The following is a 20,154-nucleotide window of genomic DNA, read 5'->3' as shown; positions in this document are numbered from 1 at the left end:
TATTTCATCGTAGTAAATGAAAAATTCGCTTCATTTGATACACTGGAAATTATATTCCTTTCATTTTCTCAGAGCGCAATCTATGGCCAATAATCCGACCCAACTTACCATCTTGCAGGATGAAATCAGGCGTCGCTACGATACGTTAAGCAAACGCCTGAAACAGGTAGCCCGCTATATTCTCGATAACAGCAATAGCGTGGCTTTCGATACCGTGGCCTCTATCGCGCAACAAGCTGACGTCCCCCCTTCCACGCTGATCCGCTTCGCTAACGCCTTTGGTTTTAGCGGTTTCAACGAAATGAAGCAGATGTTCAAGCAGCACCTGATGGAAGAGACCGCTAACTATACCGAGCGCGCGCGTCTGTTCCGCCAGACCACCACGGATGACGCAACCCCGCCGGAAACGCCGACCGAAATTCTGAATATGTTCACTATGGTTAATACTCAGGCGCTGCAGCAGCTGGCGATGCAGACCTCCGGCGACGATCTGCAGCGTGCGGTCGCGCTGTTGGCGGAAGCGGAAAATATCTACGTTATCGGCCTGCGCCGCTCTTTTAGCGTCGCCTCCTATCTGACCTACGCCCTGCGCCATCTGGACCGTAAAGCGTTCCTGATTGACGGTCTGGGCGGCATGTTTACCGAACAGCTCAGCCTGGTCGGGCCGAAAGATGTCGTCGTGGCGGTGAGCTTCTCTCCATATGCGCGGGAAGTGGTTGAACTGGTGGAGCTCGGCGCGCAGCGTAAAGCACGTCAGATAGCGATTACCGACAGCCAGGTCAGCCCGCTGGCGGCCTTCAGCGACGTCTGCTTTGTCGTGCGCGAGGCGCAGGTTGATGGTTTCCGCTCGCAGGTGGCCTCCCTGTGTCTGGCTCAGACGCTGGCGGTCTCGCTGGCGCTGAACAGCAGCAAGGATGCAGAAACGAAGCAGTTGGCTTAAATTTTTCATTATTCCCGGATTGCGACGTAAACGTCTTATCCGGGCGACTTGTCCGCAGACGATGGTAAACCCGTAGCCCGGCTGAGCGCAGCGCGAGCCGGGGATGTGGCAGAATTGCGACGACGATCTTATTCGGGCTACAGGATCAAAAAGGCCGGCTAGCATAGCTAACCGGCCTTTTTGTCATCAACGGTTGTTAATCGTGGCGGGGATAATCAGGGCTGTTGATCCACGCGTGATCCTCTTCCCAGGTAAACATCCATTTGCGATCCGGACCGGCCATCACGTTCAGATAATAGCTGTCATACCCGGCAATCGCCGCTACCGGATGGTAGCCGCGCGGTACCATGACCACATCGTGGTTGTAGGGAGCCATACAGGCATCAAGGCTACGGTCATCGGTATAGACGCGCTGGAAGGCAAAACCCTGCGGCGGATCGAAACGGTGGTAGTAGGTCTCTTCCAGCTGGGTTTCCTGACCCGGCAGCGCCGTGTCGTGCTTGTGCGACGGCCATGAGCTGGTCGCTCCTTCGTCAGTGTAAACCTCTACCACCAGCAGGCAGTCCGCCTGCGCGCTATCCGGCAGAATATTGTGCACCAGCCGCTGGTTACGCCCTTTACCGCGATGCTCTACGCCCACGTCCTGCGGGGAGATAACTCGAGCCGGTAAAGTTCCTTTACCCGGGGCGCTGCATACCGCCAGCTCAAGGTCAGAATCTGCCGTCACTTCGACTTTATCCTGCGGCGGCACGTAAACTGACCAGGGCGGGGTCCGCTCAAACGGCGACATACGCTGGCCCAGATTAGGAAAATCGGCCTGCGAGGTTTTTACCGAAGCCAGCCCGGCGACCAGCACCAGGCACAGCTCGCGATCGCCGCTTTCCAGGGTAACGGTTTGCCCTTTCTTTAACATCCAGACATCAAAACCAATGTACTTCCACCCCGCGCTCTGCGGGGTGATGTGCTGAATCTGCCCTTCTTTTTTTGCTTTAGCCAGTAAAGACATGGCGCTCTCCTTCGCCGATTAGCCTAACGTCGGCATGCTGAATTCAGATACGGTTTGCTGACCCTGCGGCCAGCGGACGGTGGCGGTTTTCATACGCGTATAGAAACGCACGCCATCCGGCCCATGCACGTTCAGTGCGCCAAATACGGAGCGTTTCCAGCCGCCAAAGCTATGGAAGGCCATTGGAACGGGTACCGGTACGTTGACCCCAACCATTCCGGCCTGGACATCATGTACAAACTCACGCGCGGTGTGGCCGTTGCTGGTAAAGACGGCGCTGCCGTTGCCGAACTCATGGCTGTTTACCAGCTCCAGCGCGCTGTGGTAGTCCGCCACGCGGACAATACCCAGTACCGGGCCAAAAATCTCTTCGCGCCAGATAGTCATTTCCGGCGTCACGTTGTCGAACAGCGTTCCGCCAACGTAGTAACCCTCTTCGAAACCGGCAACTCGCAGCTTACGCCCGTCAACTACCAGCGTCGCCCCTTCGCTGACGCCTTTATCAATATATCCCAGCACTTTTTTCTGATGCGCCTCAGAGACGACCGGACCCATTTCGTTCTCTTCTTTTCCACGCATACAGCCCGGGCCGACCTTCAGGGACTCCACCAGCGGCTTGAGGCGCGCAATGAGTTTATCTGCCGTTTCATCGCCCACGGCGACGACCACCGGCAGCGCCATGCAGCGCTCGCCCGCAGAGCCGAACGCGCCGCCCATAATCGCATTCACGGTGGCATCAAGATCGGCATCCGGCATCACAATCGCGTGGTTTTTCGCCGCGCCAAATGCCTGAACGCGCTTACCATAAGCGCTGGCGGTTTTATAAATATGCTCCGCCACGCCGGAAGATCCCACAAAGCTTACCGCCGCAATACGCGGATCCTTGTACAGCTGCTCAGCATCTTCATTGCTGCAGTGCACCACGTTAAAGACGCCGTCCGGCAGCCCCGCTTCTTTCAGCAACTCCGCCAGGCGCACCGCAGCGCCAGGGGCCAGCGCTGGCGGCTTAAGGACAAAGCTGTTGCCGCAGGCCAGCGCCAGCGGGAACATCCACATCGGAACCATCGCCGGGAAGTTGAACGGCGTAATGCCCGCCACTACGCCCAGCGGCTGCATCAGAGAATAGCTATCGACGCCGGTGCCGACATCCGATGAGAACTCGCCTTTGATCAGGTGCGGAATCCCGCAGGCAAACTCAACGACTTCCATGCCGCGCGTCAGTTCGCCCATCGCATCGGAAAAGACTTTACCGTGTTCGCTGACGATAATCCCCGCCAGCTCTTCAGCGTGCTGTTCAAGTAACATTTTAAAATTAAACAGCACGCGGGCCCGGCGCAGCGGCGTGGTACGCGACCAGCCATCAAAAGCATCATGCGCCACCTGAATCGCATCGGAGACTTCCTGCGCGGTCGATAACGTGACTTCGCGGACCACTTTGCCCGTCGCGGGGTCGAAAACCGGCATTGTATTGTTGCTGCCGCTGGTAACGGTCTTCCCGCCAATAAAGTTTCCTGTGATAGTCATGCTCTCGCCTCATATGTATGGGGTATCGGGGGCCAACGCAGTACGGCCCATTACTGGATCTGCTGTGTTGTACCGTAGTAAAATGAAATTAATATTTCAATATTCATCATTAATGAAATTGTATTTTGGTGATGATGGTCGCATTTCCTTGTAAGGAAACGCTGCCTTACAGGCAAAGCCCCCATAAAAAGAGAACAGGCGTAGCGCCTTCCGGAACCCGCCGCAATGCAAGAAGCCAAGAAAAATATTTTGCGAGTCGGCTCAAAAAATCGCCATTTCATGCATTGCTAATTTTGGAATAAATGTTTTGACTATGGGGTAATCGAACGAAGCCGAACTATCTATTTCAGGAGAGTCAAAATGGCTATTGCAGCACAGCGTTTCTGTATCAACCGCAAGATTGCCCCTTCCCTCAGCATTGAGGCCTTCTTCCGGCTGGTGAACAGCCTCGGGCTAAACAAAGTCGAGCTACGTAACGACCTCCCCAGCGGAAAAGTGACCGACGACCTGAGCCACCAGCAGGTTCGTGAACTGGCTGACCGCTACCATATTGAGATCCTCACTATCAACGCGGTTTATCCTTTCAACTGCCGCACCGCAGAGGTTCGCAGCCTGACGGAGTCCCTGCTAAAAGAGGCCAAAGCCGTCGGCGCGAAATCGCTGGTGCTGTGCCCGCTGAACGATGGTACCGAGGTTCCGGCGAGCGAAACCCTTAACGCCCTGCGCGACCTGGCGCCGCTATTCGCCTTCTATGGCATTGAGGGACTCGTCGAGCCGCTCGGCTTCCCGCAAAGCTCGCTGCGCTCCTCGGCGCAGGCGCAAACGCTGATTCACGACGCACGGGTGCCGTTTAAGCTGCTGATCGATACCTTTCACCATCATCTTTATCCGCAGGCGGAGCAGGAGTTTAGCCAGGTGGATATCGGCGAAATCGGCCTGGTGCACCTTTCCGGCGTAGAAGATACCCGCCCGCGCGAAACCCTGACCGACAACGAACGCATCATGCTGACCGAAAAAGACCAGCTGCAAAGCTGCGAGCAGGTCAAAAACCTGGAGGCCCGCGGCTATCAGGGCGTATATGCGTTCGAGCCTTTCTCACCGGAGCTGGCAAACTGGAGCGAAGACGATATCCGCCGCGAAATCGAGCACAGTATCGCGTTAATTCAGCGCCACTGCGCCTGAAGGGAATAAGCGAAGGCGTGCGCGATCTCCCCACTTTTGCTATCAGGTTGCCTATACTCGCAGCAGGATAAATGGAGAAATCGCTCATGAGCTCACCGCTGCTGATTGCACGCACGCTGGAAAAACAGCTGCATTTATTGCCCGCTATGGCGAACCGCCACGGCTTAATTACCGGCGCCACGGGGACCGGTAAAACCGTCACGCTGCAAAAGCTGGCGGAATCTTTCTCGGAAATCGGCGTTCCGGTATTTATGGCCGATGTGAAAGGCGACCTTACCGGTATCGCTGAGGCGGGCCAAAGTTCGGAAAAACTGCAGGCGCGGCTGGAAAAAATCGGCGCAACGGACTGGCAGCCGCATGCTAATCCGGTAGTGCTATGGGATATCTTTGGCGAGAAAGGCCACCCGGTCCGCGCCACGGTTTCCGATCTCGGGCCGCTGCTGCTGGCTCGCCTGCTCAACCTCAATGAGGTTCAGTCCGGGGTATTGAATATCATCTTCCGGATCGCCGACGACCGCGGGCTGCTGCTGCTCGACTTTAAAGACCTGCGCGCGATTACCCAACACATTGGCGACAACGCCAAAGCTTTTCAGAACCAGTACGGCAACATCAGCAGCGCCTCCGTCGGGGCGATTCAGCGCGGATTGCTGACCCTGGAGCAGCAGGGTGCAGAACACTTTTTCGGCGAACCCATGCTCGATATCCAGGACTGGATGCGCGTTGATGTGCAGGGTAAAGGGGTAATTAATATCCTGAGCGCGGAAAAGCTCTATCAGATGCCGAAGCTGTACGCCGCCAGCCTGCTGTGGATGCTTTCCGAGCTTTACGAACGTCTGCCGGAGGCCGGTGACCAGGAAAAGCCAAAGCTGGTCTTTTTCTTCGATGAGGCGCATCTGCTGTTTAACGATGCGCCCCAGGTGCTGCTGGATAAAATCGAGCAGGTCATCCGCCTGATTCGTTCTAAAGCCGTCGGAGTCTATTTTGTTTCACAAAACCCGGCGGACATTCCCGATGCGGTGCTGGGTCAACTGGGCAATCGGGTGCAGCACGCCCTGCGCGCTTTCACGCCGAAAGACCAAAAAGCGGTAAAAACCGCCGCGCAAACTATGCGCGCGAATCCGGCGTTCAGCACCGAGCAGGCGATCCAGGAGCTGGGCACCGGCGAGGCGCTGATCTCCTTTCTTGATGAGAAAGGCAGCCCCTCGATAGTAGAGCGGGCGATGGTTATCGCGCCCTGCTCGCGCATGGGCCCGGTCACCGATGACGAACGTAACGGACTGCTTAACCACTCGCCGCTGTACGGAAAATATGAAGAAGAGATCGACCGTGAATCGGCGTTTGAAATGCTGCAGCAGGGCGTGCAGACCACAACTGAGCAGCAGCAATCCCCGCCCGCAAAAGGCCAGCCAAACGGCGATGACGACGGCCTGCTCGGCGGGCTCAAAGATATCCTGTTCGGCACTATCGGGCCGCGCGGCGGCAAACGCGACGGCATTGTGCAAACGGCAGCGAAGAGCGCGGTACGTCAGGTCACCAGGCAGATAGTCAGGGGAATGCTGGGAAGCTTACTTGGGGGACGGAAACGCTAAAAAAAACGCCCCCTTTCTGATTCAGGAAGGGGGCGCGTTACGTCAGGATTTACGCATCATCAGCCAGAGGCTCAGCAAGAAGAAGCTGGCGCTCGGCAACAGCGCGCCGATTATCGGCGGGATGCCGTAGACCAGGGTGAGCGGGCCGAAAATCTGGTCCAGCACGTAGAAGATAAAACCGAAGCTGATCCCGGTCACGACTCTGACGCCCATCGGCACGCTACGCAGCGGGCCAAAGATAAACGACAGCGCCATCAGCATCATCACCGCCACCGACAGCGGCTGGAAGATTTTGCTCCACATATTGAGCTGATAGCGGCCCGGATCCTGACCGCTGGACTTCAGATAGGTAACATAGTTGTGCAGGCCGCTGATTGACAACGCATCCGGATCCAGCGCCACCACGCCAAGCTTATCCGGCGTCAGGTTGGTCTTCCAGGTCCCGCTGACGGTCTGCGTCCCCGTGACCTGTTTCGGATCGGTCAGGTCGGATTCATCCACCTGCGACAGTCGCCAGAGCTTATTTTCGGTATCGAATTTTGCCGAAGCGGCGTAGCGAACGGACTGCAGACGGCGCTGGTCGTTAAACGCGTAGATGCTCACTCCGCCCAGCTCATCGTTACCTTTTACCCGCTCGATATAAACAAAGTTATGGCCGTCTTTCGCCCACAGGCCCTGCTGAGTGGAAAGCAGCGAACCGCCGTACATCTGCTGAGCACGATAGTTGCGCGCCATCTGCTCGCCCTGCGGGGCTACCCACTCGCCCATCGCCATGGTCAGCAGCACCAGCGGAATCGCGGTTTTCATCACCGACAGCGCCACCTGGAGGCGGGTAAAGCCGGAAGCCTGCATCACCACCAGCTCGCTACGCTGCGCCAGCATGCCCAACCCCAGCAGCGCGCCGAGCAGCGCCGCCATCGGGAAGAAGATCTGGATATCTTTCGGCACACTGAGAATCGTGTAGATTCCGGCCCCTAACGCATCATAGTTGCCCTGCCCGGCCTTTTTCAGCTGGTCGACAAACTTGATGATGCCCGACAGGGAAACCAGCATGAACAGGGTCATCATGATGGTATTGAAAATCGTCTTACCGATATAACGGTCAAGTACGCCAAACGCCTGCATCACGCCGCTCCTTTGTTAAAACGGGCACGGAAGCGGCGCATCGGCACCGTATCCCACAGGTTCAACAGCACGGCCAACGCGAAATAGAGCAGGTTTACCGCCCACATCCAGATCATCGGATCCATTTTGCCTTTACCGCCGCTCGATTTAATCGACGTTTGCAGCAGGAAGAACACCAGATAGAGCAGCATCGCCGGCAGCATCGACAGCACGCGACCCTGGCGCGGGTTCACCACGCTGAGCGGCACCACCATTAGCGCCATGATGAATACCGTTGCCACCAGCGTGAAGCGCCAGTGCAGCTCCGCCCGGGCGCGATCGGTATCGGTACGCCACAGGGTGCGCATATCCATCTGCTCGGTATCGTTCGGATCGGAGGCCACCGCCTGATGGCCAACAATCGCCTGATAGTTTTTAAAGTCGGTAATGCGGAAGTCGCGCAGCATCGCGGTGCCTTCAAAGCGGGTGCCCTGATTCATGGTCACCACCTGCGAACCGTCTTTACGCAGCGAGAGCTCGCCGGTATCCGCGACCACCACCGAAGGGCGCGCGTTGCCTCGTGGCCGCAGTTGGGCAAGGAAGACGTCGCTGAAACGGTTGCCGTTGACGTTCTCAATAAACAGCACTGCGCTGCCGTCGCTGGCCTGCTGGAACTGGCCTTGGGCCAGCGCGGCCATGCCGGGGTTTGCTTTCGCTTCCGCCAGCACTTCATCCTGATGACGGGACGACCAGGGCCCCGCCCACATCACGTTGACCGCCGCGATAATGCCCGTAAAGAGCGCAAGGATCATGGCGGCTTTCACCAGCACGGCCTTACTCAGGCCGCAGGCGTGCATCACCGTGATTTCGCTTTCGGTATACAGTTTGCCCAGCGTCATCAGCAGCCCGAGGAATAAACTCAGGGGCAGAATAAGCTGCGCCATTTCAGGTACGCCCAGCCCTAACAGCGAGAGCACCAGATTTGTCGGGATATCGCCATCAACAGCGGCGCCGAGGATCCTGACCAGTTTCTGACAGAAGAAAATGAGTAGCAGGATGAATAGGATCGCCAACTGGCTTTTCAGCGTCTCACGAACCAGATATCTTATGATTATCACTATAAATACGCCCGTAAAAACCCGTTTTATTGCAGGAAAATTGCTTGTTTCATGGCTTAAACGTCATTTATTCTCTTTAGTCGTCGAAAACATCGCTAAGATTAAATGACTCGCTGGTTCTGCGTATCAGGATCTTTTCTGACGAACCAAGGCCGTAATAACGTTAAGATTAACACGAAGTCACCACAACAGCGGACATGAGTTACGAAAGCTTTCAATTCTATCCGTAGCCACCGTCGTTGTCTTTAAGATTCAGGAGCGTAGTGCATGGAGTTCAGTGTAAAAAGCGGTAGCCCGGAGAAGCAGCGGAGCGCCTGTATCGTGGTCGGCGTCTTCGAACCACGTCGTCTCTCCCCCATCGCCGAACAGCTTGATAAAATTAGCGACGGTTATATCAGCGCCCTGCTGCGTCGCGGCGAGCTGGAAGGCAAACCTGGCCAGACTTTATTGCTGCACCATGTGCCGAACATTCTGTCGGAGCGCATTCTGCTTATTGGCTGCGGTAAAGAACGCGAGCTGGACGAGCGTCAGTATAAGCAGGTTATTCAGAAAACCATCAATACGCTGAATGATACTGGTTCAATGGAGGCCGTCTGCTTCCTGACCGAACTGCACGTCAAAGGCCGCAATAACTACTGGAAAGTGCGGCAGGCCGTCGAGACCGCCAAAGAGACGCTGTACAGCTTTGACCAGTTAAAAACCAACAAAAGCGAGCCGCGTCGCCCGCTGCGTAAAATGGTCTTCAACGTTCCCACCCGTCGCGAGCTGACCAGCGGCGAACGCGCTATCCAGCACGGTCTGGCGATCGCCGCCGGCATCAAAGCGGCGAAAGATCTGGGCAACATGCCGCCCAACATCTGTAACGCCGCGTATCTGGCCTCCCAGGCGCGCCAGCTGGCCGATACCTATAGTAAGAACGTCATTACCCGCGTTATCGGCGAGCAGCAGATGAAAGAGCTGGGAATGAACTCTTATCTGGCGGTCGGCAACGGCTCGCAGAACGAATCGCTGATGTCGGTTATCGAATACAAAGGTAACCCGGCAGAAGACGCGCGGCCTATCGTGCTGGTGGGTAAAGGCCTGACCTTTGACTCCGGCGGTATCTCCATCAAGCCTTCAGAAGGCATGGACGAGATGAAATACGATATGTGCGGCGCGGCGGCGGTGTACGGCGTGATGCGCATGGTGGCGGAACTTCAGTTGCCGTTGAACGTTGTCGGCGTGCTGGCCGGATGTGAAAACATGCCTGGCGGCCGCGCCTATCGTCCTGGCGACGTGTTGACCACGATGTCCGGGCAAACGGTGGAAGTGCTGAACACCGATGCCGAAGGTCGCCTGGTGCTGTGCGATGTGCTGACTTACGTTGAGCGTTTCGAGCCGGAAACGGTTATCGACGTGGCCACCCTGACCGGCGCCTGCGTGATCGCGCTCGGCCACCACATCACCGGCCTGATGTCGAATCACAATCCGCTGGCCCACGAGCTGATCGGCGCGTCCGAACTGGCGGGCGATCGCGCATGGCGTCTGCCGCTTGCCGACGAGTTCCAGGAACAGCTGGAGTCAAATTTTGCGGATATGGCCAATATCGGCGGCCGTCCTGGCGGAGCGATTACCGCAGGCTGCTTCCTGGCGCGCTTTACCCGTAAATACAACTGGGCGCATCTGGATATTGCCGGCACCGCCTGGCGTTCCGGGAAGGCCAAAGGCGCGACCGGTCGTCCGGTGGCGATGCTGTCGCAGTTCCTGCTCAACCGCGCCGGATTTACCGGCGAAGAGTAATTGCCGTCTGATGCCCGGCGGCGTTACGCTTGCCGGGCCTCTGGAAAGATACCGTTTATAGGCCGGGTCAGCGTAGCGCCGCCCGGCTTAAGCATTTAAAGTCACCACAAGAAGCCCCATATATGAAAAACGCAACGTTCTATCTTCTGGACAATGATACGCAACAGGATGGCCTGAGCGCCGTTGAACAGCTGGTGTGTGACATTGCCGCAGAACGTTGGCGCAGCGGTAAACGCGTGCTCATCGCCTGCGAAGATGAGCAGCAGGCCATTCGTCTGGACGAAGCGCTCTGGGCACGCCCCGCAGAAAGTTTCGTTCCGCATAATCTGGCGGGGGAAGGTCCGCGCGGCGGCGCGCCGGTGGAGATCGCCTGGCCGCAAAAACGCAACAGCAGCCCGCGGGATATTCTGATTAGCCTGCGGCTAAACTTTGCAGATTTTGCCACCGCTTTCACAGAAGTGATAGACTTCGTCCCTTATGAAGACTCTTTGAAACAACTGGCGCGCGAACGCTACAAAGCGTACCGCATGGCTGGTTTCAACCTGAACACGGCAACCTGGAAATAATGGAAAAGACATACAACCCCCAAGATATCGAACAGCCGCTTTACGAGCACTGGGAAAAGCAGGGCTATTTCAAACCCAATGGCGACGAAAGCCAGGAAAGTTTCTGCATCATGATCCCGCCGCCGAACGTCACCGGCAGTTTGCATATGGGTCATGCCTTCCAGCAAACCATCATGGATACCATGATTCGCTACCAGCGCATGCAGGGTAAAAATACCCTGTGGCAGGCCGGTACCGACCACGCGGGTATCGCTACCCAGATGGTGGTTGAGCGTAAGATTGCCGCCGAAGAAGGTAAAACCCGCCACGACTACGGTCGCGACGCCTTTATCGATAAAATCTGGCAGTGGAAAGCGGAATCCGGCGGCACCATTACCCGTCAGATGCGCCGCCTGGGCAACTCCGTGGACTGGGAGCGCGAGCGCTTCACCATGGACGAAGGCCTGTCCAACGCCGTAAAAGAAGTCTTTGTCCGCCTGTACAAAGAAGATCTGATCTATCGCGGCAAGCGTCTGGTCAACTGGGACCCGAAACTGCGTACCGCCATCTCCGATCTGGAAGTGGAAAACCGCGAGTCTAAAGGCTCGATGTGGCATATCCGCTATCCGCTGGCCGACGGCGCGAAAACCGCTGACGGTAAAGATTATCTGGTCGTCGCTACCACCCGTCCGGAAACCGTGCTGGGCGATACCGGCGTGGCCGTTAACCCGGAAGATCCGCGCTATAAAGACCTTATCGGCAAATTCGTCATTCTGCCGCTGGTTGACCGCCGCATTCCGATTGTGGGCGATGAACACGCCGATATGGAAAAGGGCACCGGCTGCGTGAAGATCACCCCGGCGCACGACTTTAACGACTATGAAGTGGGCAAGCGTCATGCGCTGCCGATGATCAACATCCTGACCTTTGATGGCGATATCCGCGAAACCGCGGAAGTTTACGACACCAAAGGCAACGAGTCCGACGTCTACTCAAACGCCATCCCGGCGGAGTTCCAGAAGCTGGAGCGCTTTGCCGCGCGTAAAGCGGTGGTTGCCGCCATCGACGCGCTGGGCCTGCTGGACGAGATTAAACCGCACGATCTGACCGTACCATACGGCGACCGCGGCGGCGTCGTTATCGAACCGATGCTCACCGATCAGTGGTACGTGCGTGCCGACGTGCTGGCTAAACCGGCGGTTGAAGCGGTCGAGAACGGCGACATTCAGTTCGTGCCGAAGCAGTACGAAAACATGTACTTCTCCTGGATGCGCGATATTCAGGACTGGTGTATCTCCCGTCAGCTGTGGTGGGGTCACCGCATCCCGGCATGGTACGACAACGACGGCAACGTTTACGTTGGCCGCACCGAAGAAGAAGTACGCCAGGAAAATAACCTCGGCGCCGACGTAGCGCTGCGCCAGGACGAAGACGTGCTGGATACCTGGTTCTCCTCCGCGCTGTGGACGTTCTCTACTCTTGGCTGGCCGGAAAACACCGATGCCCTGCGCCAGTTCCATCCGACCAGCGTGATGGTTTCCGGCTTCGACATCATCTTCTTCTGGATTGCCCGCATGATCATGATGACCATGCACTTCATCAAAGATGAAAACGGCAAGCCGCAGGTGCCGTTTAAAACCGTCTATATGACCGGTTTGATCCGCGATGACGAAGGCCAGAAGATGTCCAAATCGAAGGGCAACGTTATCGACCCGCTGGATATGGTTGATGGCATCTCCCTGCCGGAGCTGCTGGAGAAACGTACCGGCAACATGATGCAGCCGCAGCTGGCGGAGAAAATCGCCAAACGCACCGAGAAACAGTTCCCGAACGGCATTGAGCCGCATGGTACCGACGCCCTGCGCTTTACCCTGGCGGCGCTGGCCTCTACCGGCCGCGACATTAACTGGGATATGAAGCGTCTGGAAGGCTACCGTAACTTCTGTAATAAGCTGTGGAACGCCAGCCGCTTTGTGCTGATGAATACCGAAGATCAGGATTGCGGCTTTAACGGCGGCGAAATGACCCTGTCGCTGGCGGACCGCTGGATCCTTGCGGAATTCAACCAGACCATCAAAGCCTACCGCGAAGCGCTGGACGGCTTCCGCTTCGATATCGCCGCAGGCATTCTGTACGAGTTTACCTGGAATCAGTTCTGCGACTGGTATCTGGAGCTGACCAAGCCGGTAATGAACGGCGGTTCCGAGTCTGAGCTGCGCGGCACCCGTCACACGCTGGTGACCGTTCTGGAAGGTCTGCTGCGCCTGGCGCACCCGATTATTCCGTTCATCACCGAGACCATCTGGCAGCGCGTGAAGGTCATTTGCGGTATCACTGCCGATACCATCATGCTGCAGCCGTTCCCGCAGTACGATGCGTCTCAGGTTGACGAAGCGGCGCTGGCTGATACCGAATGGCTGAAGCAGGCGATCGTCGCCGTGCGTAACATCCGTGCGGAAATGAACATCGCCCCTGGTAAGCCGCTTGAGCTGCTGCTGCGCGGCTGCAGCGATGCCGCGATTCGTCGCGTGAACGATAACCGCAGCTTCCTGTTGAACCTGGCGCGTCTGGAAAGCATCACCGTGCTGCCGGCCGATGATAAAGGTCCGGTTTCCGTGACCAAAATTATCGACGGCGCCGAGCTGCTGATCCCGATGGCTGGCCTCATCAATAAAGAAGATGAGCTGGCGCGCCTGGCGAAAGAAGTGAGCAAAATCGAAGGCGAGATTAGCCGTATCGAAAGCAAACTTTCCAACGAAGGCTTTGTGGCCCGCGCGCCGGAAGCGGTGATCGCCAAAGAGCGTGAGAAGCTGGAAGGCTATGCGGAAGCGAAAGCGAAGCTGATTGAGCAGCAGGCGGTTATCGCCGCGCTGTAATTCACTCGCCCCTTATCCATTCGGATAAGGGGCGTTTTCTGTGAAAGATCCTCGCTTGCACTCTCCCCTCCAGCAGTGTTATTAACAACATTATCCGTCATTATTTTGCAATGAGTCTTCACATGAATACGAGCGCAACCCTACCGCTGACCCTGCGCCGCATCACGGCTAATGATAATCCGGCGATAGCCGCTGTTATCCGCCAGGTTTCCGCTGAATATGGCCTGACCGCCGACAAAGGCTATACGGTAGCCGATCCGAATCTGGATGAACTCTATGAGCTATATAGCCAGCCGGGCGCCGCCTATTGGGTAGTTGAGCAAAACGGTCAGGTTGTTGGCGGCGGCGGGGTTGCGCCTCTGACCTGTAGCGAGCCCGATATCTGCGAACTCCAGAAAATGTATTTTATGACCTCCGCGCGCGGCCAGGGGCTGGCGAAAAAGCTGGCGCTGATGGCCCTGGATCACGCCCGCCAGCAGGGATTCAAACGCTGTTATCTGGAAACCACCGCTTTCCTTAAAGAAGCGATCGGTTTATATGAACACCTTGGCTTCGAGCATATTGCTGAGCCGCTGGGCTGCACCGGCCACGTTGACTGCGAAGTCAGGATGCTGAAAGTGCTGTAGCGCCAGCGAAAAGGCGATGCGGATTAATCGAAAAAACGCATGGTTTTCATGCAAAAAGAGCGTTATTCACCGCACGTGTTCGCTAATACACTCTTCGAGCATTGGATCTTTTAGCCTGCCGCCGCGGCAGGCCTTGCTCAGGATAGAACACAATGAAAAAACTCTCCCTCCTGCTCACCGGCAGCATGATACTTGCCGGCATGGCTTCCAGCGTTAACGCCGGCGAACTCGCTGGCAATACCGAAGGCGCTCAGATCATCCGCGTGGAAAAAACCCGGGGCCGTATCGATGCGCTCAACGATATCGTATATAGCCAGGTAAAAAGCACCGTCGCCGTTCGTCAACTGCATATGTCTTTGCTGGTGCCGCGTAACGGCGATCTGAAACCGGCAATCGTCTATTTCCCCGGCGGCGGTTTCACCAGCGCGGCCTGGAATAAGTTTATCGAGATGCGTATGGCGCTGGCATCGGCGGGATTCGTCGTCGCGGCGGCGGAATACCGTACGGTTCCCGATACCTTCCCGGCCCCGATTATCGATGGTAAAGCCGCCGTTCGCTATCTGCGCGAACATGCAGCGGAATACGGTATAGATCCGTCGCGTATTGGCGTGCTGGGGGATTCCGCAGGCGGCTATATGGCGCAGATGCTGGCGCTTACCAATGGCGAAAAAACGTTCGATCGTGGCGATAACCTGGTGCAGTCATCGGACGTGCAGGCCGCCGCCACGCTGTACGGAATTTCGAATCTGTTAAATATCGGCGAAGGTTTTCCGCAGGCGATTCAAAAAGTGCACCAGTCACCTGCAGTCACTGAAGCGCTGCTGGTCCACGGTAGCGCCTTTCGTGACTGGCCGGGAGCGACGATTGCCAGTGACCCGCAAAAAGCGCTGGCTGCCAGCCCGATGGGCCATATCCGCGGTAAAAAGCCGCCATTTTTAATTATGCACGGCAGCGCCGACACTCTGGTTTCACCGGTACAAAGTCAACAGCTCTATCGCGCGCTGAAGAAAGAGGGTAACCCGGCCGATTACGTGCTGCTGGAAGGCGCGGAGCACGGCGATGACAGCTGGTATCAGAAGCCGGTTATTGAACGGGTAGTGAACTGGTTTAAAAGCACCCTCGGCGCGCCCAAAGCCGCCGCGACAGCAGAGAAAGATAAAAACGCCAATCTGTAATGGATCGTCAGGCCGCTGCGGTGAAGCTGCGGCCTGACGCTCAGGCGGGCACGCCGCTGTGAAAGCGAAACTCCGCCTCGGGCGCGTTAATGAGCGCCGCTTCCGCCTCGCCAAGCTGGCGTACGCGTTCACTGATATCGTCCCCGGCAATCCTCTGCGCCAAATCCAGATAGTCCTGATAGTGGCGCGCTTCAGAGCGCAGCAGCGACAGATAAAACTTTTGCAGATCGTCATCCAGCCATGGCGCCAGCGCGGCAAAACGCTCGCAGGAACGGGCTTCAATATAGGCTCCGCAGATGAGTTTATCGATCAACATGACCGGTTCATGCGAACGCACTTCCCGGCGCAGCCCGCGAGCATAGTTGCTGGCGGTGATTTTGACGTATGGGATATCGCGGGAAAGCATAATTTCCCTCACCTGCCAGAAGTGATGCAGCTCTTCTTTGATTAGCAGGATCATGCTGTCGAGTAGCTGACGTCCCCAGGGATCGTCGGTCTGCGGCATAGCGCTTTTATTTATCTGCTTATGCAGCGCGACGAAATCCGGTTCCGGCCCCCAGCGGTAGGTAAAGTCCTCGTACGGCTTCAGGCAGGCCAGCAGTTCATCCGCGCCTGCTTTATCCGCGACGTATCGACGCACCAGCAGCATGGCGTTTTGCGCCGCTTTCAGTTCGCACACCATATGGTCGGTCAACAGCAGCGGGAGGTTTTCCGGTTTACGGGCTTCATCAATCCACGCCTGAGGTGTTGGGCAATGCAGAAAGCTTAAAATCGGAGCGAGTATTTGCGGGTAATCCATTGAAGTTCCTTGCTATACGGCGGCATACCGTGCCGCCGTATACCTCTGCTACTTAGTGGCGGACGCCGTCGTCGTCTTCATCAACGAGATCTTCGTCGTCATCGCCTTCTTCCCCGTTAGGATCTTCGTAGTAGGTACCCCAGCCGTCGTACTCGACGTCGTATTTTTCCGCCAGGGTCATCAGCTGCTCAACCTGGGCATCGATCAGCTCGGCATTCAGCGCGGATTCGCTGAGGATATCGCAGCAAATCACGGTATCACCCTCTTCAACTTCCAGCTCTTCTGGCTCAGTCACTTCATAACCCAGCTTGAAGGCCTCGACCGCCACTTTTTCCAGCGTTTCGAAATCATCGGCAGAAAGATGGTGTTCAATGGTGTACAGCGCGTCAGGATCGCTGCCGTCTTCGAGCAGTTCTTCAATAATCAGACGCGTTTCTTCACGCTGTTCTTCCAGTAATTCCGGGTTAGCCATGGCTCGTTCCTCATAATGTGTCGCAGATACTTCTATTGTCACATACCGCCGTGATTGCCTCCACCTTCTGAGAGAAAGATTTATGATGCGGGGTTGCAAATGAATATTCATACATATAAAGTGAATTTTAATTCAAAAAATGGCTTGAGCCACGTGAGGGAACCATGTCCGCGTTTTATCAGAAGCATTTTTTAAAGTTGCTCGATTTTACCCCCGCCGAAATCACCGCTCTGCTTGAGCTGGCCGCCAGGCTTAAAGCTGATAAGAAAAACAATATCGAAATTCAGCATCTCGCCGGTAAAAACATCGCGCTCATCTTCGAAAAAGACTCTACCCGCACCCGATGCTCTTTCGAAGTTGCCGCATTTGACCAGGGCGCTCGCGTCACCTATCTCGGACCAAGCGGCAGCCAGATTGGCCACAAAGAGTCGATTAAAGACACCGCTCGCGTATTGGGGCGCATGTATGACGGTATTCAATATCGCGGCCATGGCCAGGAAGTGGTGGAAACCCTTGCCGAGTATGCCGGCGTTCCGGTGTGGAACGGCCTGACCAACGAATTTCACCCCACCCAGCTGCTGGCGGATTTACTGACTATGCAGGAACACCTGCCGGGCAAAGCCTTTAACGAGATGACTCTGGTCTACGCTGGCGACGCGCGGAATAACATGGGTAACTCCATGCTTGAAGCCGCTGCGTTGACCGGGCTGGATCTGCGTCTGGTCGCGCCAACGGCCTGCTGGCCGGAAGAAAAGCTGGTTGCGCAGTGCCGCACGCTGGCGCAGAAAAACGGCGGCAATATTACGCTAACTGAAGATATCGCTGCGGGCGTGAAGGGCGCGGACTTTATCTATACCGACGTCTGGGTATCGATGGGCGAAGCCAAAGAGAAGTGGGCGGAGCGTATCGCGCTGCTGCGCGGGTATCAGGTGAACCGCGAGATGATGGCGCTGACTGGCAACCCACAGGTGAAGTTCCTTCACTGTCTGCCCGCGTTCCACGACGACCAGACCACGCTCGGCAAACAGATGGCGGCGGAGTACGGCCTGCACGGCGGAATGGAAGTGACCGACGAGGTATTTGAATCCGCGGCGAGCATCGTTTTCGATCAGGCGGAAAACCGCATGCATACCATCAAAGCGGTGATGGTTGCGACGCTTTCCCACTGAAATCAAAAACTAAACGTGTAACGCTCGGCGACAATATACTGTTCTCCATAGTGAATAGGCTGATGCTGGCTATCCAGAATCAGCGTTTTCATCAGGAATAACGGTTCGCCGGGCGGTTGCTGCAGCAGCGGTGCGTTGTCAGAATGCGCGCGCACCATCTCTACCGTCGTTTCACCCGCATAGGTAGGCACGATCGCGTATTTATCACGCAATAGCTGATAAAGCGACCCGCTGAGATCTTCCTGCTGTAAAAATCCTAATCGTTTCAGAGAGTAGTAATTATTCTCTAACATTAACGGCGCATCGCCAGCGATCCTGAGGCGTTGGATATAAAGCACGGAATCATCCCTCTCAAGCTCAAGAAGCTGACGCGCATTACGATAGTCCGGCAGAATCTCACGACGAGTCACTACGCTGTGGGTTGGTAGATGGTTAGCATCGCATGCGGCAGTAAAGCTAAGCAGGTGCACAACTTTACGCTCAATTTTAGGCAGACAGACAAAAGTCCCCTTCCCCTGCTTTTTCACCAAATAGCCTTCGGCTACCAGCTCTTTCACTGCGTTGCGCACCGTAATGCGGCTGATATTGTAAAGTTCGCTGAGCTCAATCTCGGTGGGGATTTTCTCTCCTTCAGCGAGTTTCCCGGACGAGATATCGCTGAGGATTTTATCTTTAAGCTGCCTGTATAACGGTACGGAAGTATTCTGTTGCAGTCCAAAATTCGACATAAAAGAGGTACCAGCACGGCCATTGATGCGAAGCAGGATTATAATCGAAGCGCGCCCATCAAACTACGACGGCGCGCATATCCCTTAGACCCAGGCCGAAATCGCAGCAAACACGGCGCTGACTATCCACAGCACCGGAAACAGCGGCGCAATCGCCTTTAACCACTGACCAAATCCAATGCGCGCAATAGACAGCCCGGCCAGCAATACACCACCGGTAGGAGAAACCAGGTTCGTCAGGCCATTGCCAAATTGATAAGCCATTACCATCGCCTCTTTATTGATACCCACTAAATCGCCTAATGGCGCCAGCACGGGCATAGTGAGCGCAGCCTCGCCCGAAGAGGAGGGGACAAAAAAGGTGATGACGTTATGCCCTAATAGCATCAGAGTGGTGAATGCGTACTGCGGCAACCCTTCCAGCATTTCCGACAAGCCAAAGAGCAACGTGTCGATAATTCGTCCGTTCTCCGCCACCACCAAAATACCGCGCGCGAGTCCTATCACTACGGCGGCGTAAACAAACTCTTTACACCCTTCGACAAAGCTGTCGGCCATCCCGCTAATACCCATGCGCCCGACGATCCCAGAAAATAGCCCCAGAGCCAGGAACACGGAGCCGATCTCAACCATGTACCAGCCACGCGTGATTAACCCCCATGAGATGATGGCCAGCGCCAGCACAAAAGCGATGATAATCACTCGATCGGCGATGGAAAAATGGACCGACGTATCCTGTATCGACAAAAACTGCTCACGGTTGCGGCAATCACTCTCATATACCGGCGACTTTTGTGGAGTGCGTTTAACACGATGTGCGTACCACATGGTGTAAGTCATCGCCAGCAATGTGAAGACCAGCCATGCGATGGCACGCAGCCAAAGCTGCGGATTTCCCTGAATACCCGCTACGCCCTGGGCAATGAGTACAGAGAACGGATTGGTCATTGCGCCAACATAGCCAATCTGGGTTCCCAGAAAAAGAATCAGGATCGCGGTCATTGAGTCATAACCCAGCGCGAACATGAGGGATATAAAGATCGCATAAAGCGGGATCACCTCCTCGCTCATACCAAAAGTTGCGCCCCCCAGGCTAAACAAGGTCATTGCGATAGGGATAACCAGAATCCCTTTACCAGCCAGACGTTCAGCCAGCGCCACCAGCCCCCGCTCAATAGCGCCAGTACGTAAAATAACGCCAAAAGCACCACCAACAATGAGTACAAACGCCACTACGTCGGCGGCCTTGATAATTCCCTCCATCGGCGCGGCCAGTACGGCGGCAATACCCTGACGTAAATCGCCCTCGCTGCTGACTTTTTCCAGCAGATGATAAGACCCCGGGATCACTAATGTTTTCGTTTCACCGCCGGGTAAAGTCACTGAGTGATAATCAAAACTGCCGCTGGGAATACACCATGTCAGCAGCGCTACTAATATAATAATGAAGAAAATCAGAGCGTAGCAGTGTGGCATCGCCCACTTTATTTTTGCAATACGCATAATCCGCCTCGGTAAGATG

At 56.0% G+C, this 20,154-nt stretch carries 18 protein-coding genes; 10 read left to right on the top strand and 8 right to left on the bottom strand.

The features are described from left to right. Positions 1-82: 82 nt before the first annotated feature. On the top strand, positions 83-940 hold the full coding sequence (locus K2184_RS10800; protein WP_004098142.1) for a MurR/RpiR family transcriptional regulator: 858 nt from the start codon (positions 83-85) through the stop codon (positions 938-940). Between the two features lie 196 nt (positions 941-1,136). Here K2184_RS10800 and iolB read toward each other — a convergent pair whose 3' ends face one another. Both iolB and K2184_RS10790 read right to left on the bottom strand, forming a co-directional pair. Then, entirely contained in the window at positions 1,137-1,946 is an 810-nt protein-coding gene (gene iolB / locus K2184_RS10795; protein ID WP_004108848.1) for a 5-deoxy-glucuronate isomerase, read from the bottom strand. Positions 1,947-1,964: 18 nt separating this feature from the next. After that, positions 1,965-3,470, bottom strand: a complete 1,506-nt coding sequence (locus tag K2184_RS10790) for a CoA-acylating methylmalonate-semialdehyde dehydrogenase (protein ID WP_004108850.1) — start codon at positions 3,468-3,470, stop codon at positions 1,965-1,967. Between the two features lie 360 nt (positions 3,471-3,830). On the opposite strand from K2184_RS10790, the gene K2184_RS10785 reads away from it, so the two are divergent. Next, positions 3,831-4,652: a TIM barrel protein gene (locus K2184_RS10785; RefSeq protein WP_004108853.1), complete on the top strand. Its 822-nt coding sequence runs from the start codon at positions 3,831-3,833 to the stop codon at positions 4,650-4,652. 86 nt (positions 4,653-4,738) lie between these two features. Continuing rightward, the gene (locus tag K2184_RS10780) at positions 4,739-6,241 is read left to right on the top strand and encodes a helicase HerA-like C-terminal domain-containing protein (protein WP_142478734.1); all 1,503 of its coding nucleotides are present in this window, start codon (positions 4,739-4,741) and stop codon (positions 6,239-6,241) included. Between the two features lie 42 nt (positions 6,242-6,283). Here K2184_RS10780 and lptG read toward each other — a convergent pair whose 3' ends face one another. Together lptG and lptF are read right to left on the bottom strand one after the other, a co-directional pair. After that, a complete protein-coding gene (gene lptG, locus K2184_RS10775; protein ID WP_004108859.1) occupies positions 6,284-7,366 on the bottom strand; it encodes an LPS export ABC transporter permease LptG in 1,083 nt (360 codons plus the stop codon). Beyond that, positions 7,366-8,463, bottom strand: coding sequence for an LPS export ABC transporter permease LptF (gene lptF / locus K2184_RS10770; protein ID WP_004108862.1), 1,098 nt, complete (start codon positions 8,461-8,463; stop codon positions 7,366-7,368). Before lptF ends, lptG begins: the two co-directional genes overlap by 1 nt. A 267-nt stretch (positions 8,464-8,730) precedes the next feature. On the opposite strand from lptF, the gene pepA reads away from it, so the two are divergent. From pepA to K2184_RS10745, 5 genes are all read left to right on the top strand, one after another. Beyond that, positions 8,731-10,242 (top strand): leucyl aminopeptidase, encoded by a 1,512-nt coding sequence (pepA, locus tag K2184_RS10765; protein ID WP_004108865.1) that lies wholly within the window; start codon positions 8,731-8,733, stop codon positions 10,240-10,242. 122 nt (positions 10,243-10,364) lie between these two features. Continuing rightward, positions 10,365-10,808, top strand: coding sequence for a DNA polymerase III subunit chi (gene holC / locus K2184_RS10760; protein WP_004098129.1), 444 nt, complete (start codon positions 10,365-10,367; stop codon positions 10,806-10,808). After that, the gene (locus K2184_RS10755; RefSeq protein WP_023320230.1) at positions 10,808-13,663 is read left to right on the top strand and encodes a valine--tRNA ligase; all 2,856 of its coding nucleotides are present in this window, start codon (positions 10,808-10,810) and stop codon (positions 13,661-13,663) included. Before holC ends, K2184_RS10755 begins: the two co-directional genes overlap by 1 nt. Before the next feature lie 122 nt (positions 13,664-13,785). Next, positions 13,786-14,289: a GNAT family N-acetyltransferase gene (locus tag K2184_RS10750; RefSeq protein ID WP_004108871.1), complete on the top strand. Its 504-nt coding sequence runs from the start codon at positions 13,786-13,788 to the stop codon at positions 14,287-14,289. A 152-nt stretch (positions 14,290-14,441) separates the two neighbouring features. Next, a complete protein-coding gene (locus K2184_RS10745; RefSeq protein WP_064370806.1) occupies positions 14,442-15,464 on the top strand; it encodes an alpha/beta hydrolase in 1,023 nt (340 codons plus the stop codon). A 40-nt stretch (positions 15,465-15,504) separates the two neighbouring features. On the opposite strand, the gene miaE is transcribed toward K2184_RS10745, so the two are convergent. After that, positions 15,505-16,263, bottom strand: a complete 759-nt coding sequence (miaE, locus tag K2184_RS10740) for a tRNA isopentenyl-2-thiomethyl-A-37 hydroxylase MiaE (protein WP_004117554.1) — start codon at positions 16,261-16,263, stop codon at positions 15,505-15,507. Positions 16,264-16,315: 52 nt separating this feature from the next. Further along, a complete protein-coding gene (gene rraB / locus K2184_RS10735) occupies positions 16,316-16,735 on the bottom strand; it encodes a ribonuclease E inhibitor RraB (protein WP_004108894.1) in 420 nt (139 codons plus the stop codon). Positions 16,736-16,834: 99 nt separating this feature from the next. Here rraB and argL point away from each other — a divergent pair, with 99 nt between their 5' ends. Together argL and argF are read left to right on the top strand one after the other, a co-directional pair. Next, positions 16,835-16,930 carry a putative translational regulatory protein ArgL gene (gene argL / locus K2184_RS10730; RefSeq protein WP_380304639.1) on the top strand — a complete coding sequence of 32 codons (96 nt, stop codon included), beginning with the start codon at positions 16,835-16,837 and terminating at the stop codon, positions 16,928-16,930. Continuing rightward, positions 16,900-17,904 carry an ornithine carbamoyltransferase gene (gene argF / locus K2184_RS10725; RefSeq protein WP_004108896.1) on the top strand — a complete coding sequence of 335 codons (1,005 nt, stop codon included), beginning with the start codon at positions 16,900-16,902 and terminating at the stop codon, positions 17,902-17,904. The genes argL and argF overlap by 31 nt, the downstream gene beginning before the upstream one ends. 2 nt (positions 17,905-17,906) lie before the next feature. Here the strand turns inward: argF and K2184_RS10720 are convergent, their stop codons facing one another. Both K2184_RS10720 and K2184_RS10715 read right to left on the bottom strand, forming a co-directional pair. After that, positions 17,907-18,632, bottom strand: coding sequence for a GntR family transcriptional regulator (locus tag K2184_RS10720; protein WP_001727696.1), 726 nt, complete (start codon positions 18,630-18,632; stop codon positions 17,907-17,909). 84 nt (positions 18,633-18,716) lie between these two features. After that, positions 18,717-20,135, bottom strand: a complete 1,419-nt coding sequence (locus K2184_RS10715) for a YfcC family protein (protein WP_049591351.1) — start codon at positions 20,133-20,135, stop codon at positions 18,717-18,719. Between the last annotated feature and the right edge of the window lie 19 nt (positions 20,136-20,154).

Origin of the sequence: Klebsiella sp. K5-306 (assembly GCF_051835185.1) — a bacterium.
GTDB classification, from domain to species: Bacteria; Pseudomonadota; Gammaproteobacteria; order Enterobacterales; family Enterobacteriaceae; genus Klebsiella; species Klebsiella oxytoca.
This window is presented reverse-complemented; position numbering and strand designations above follow the sequence as displayed.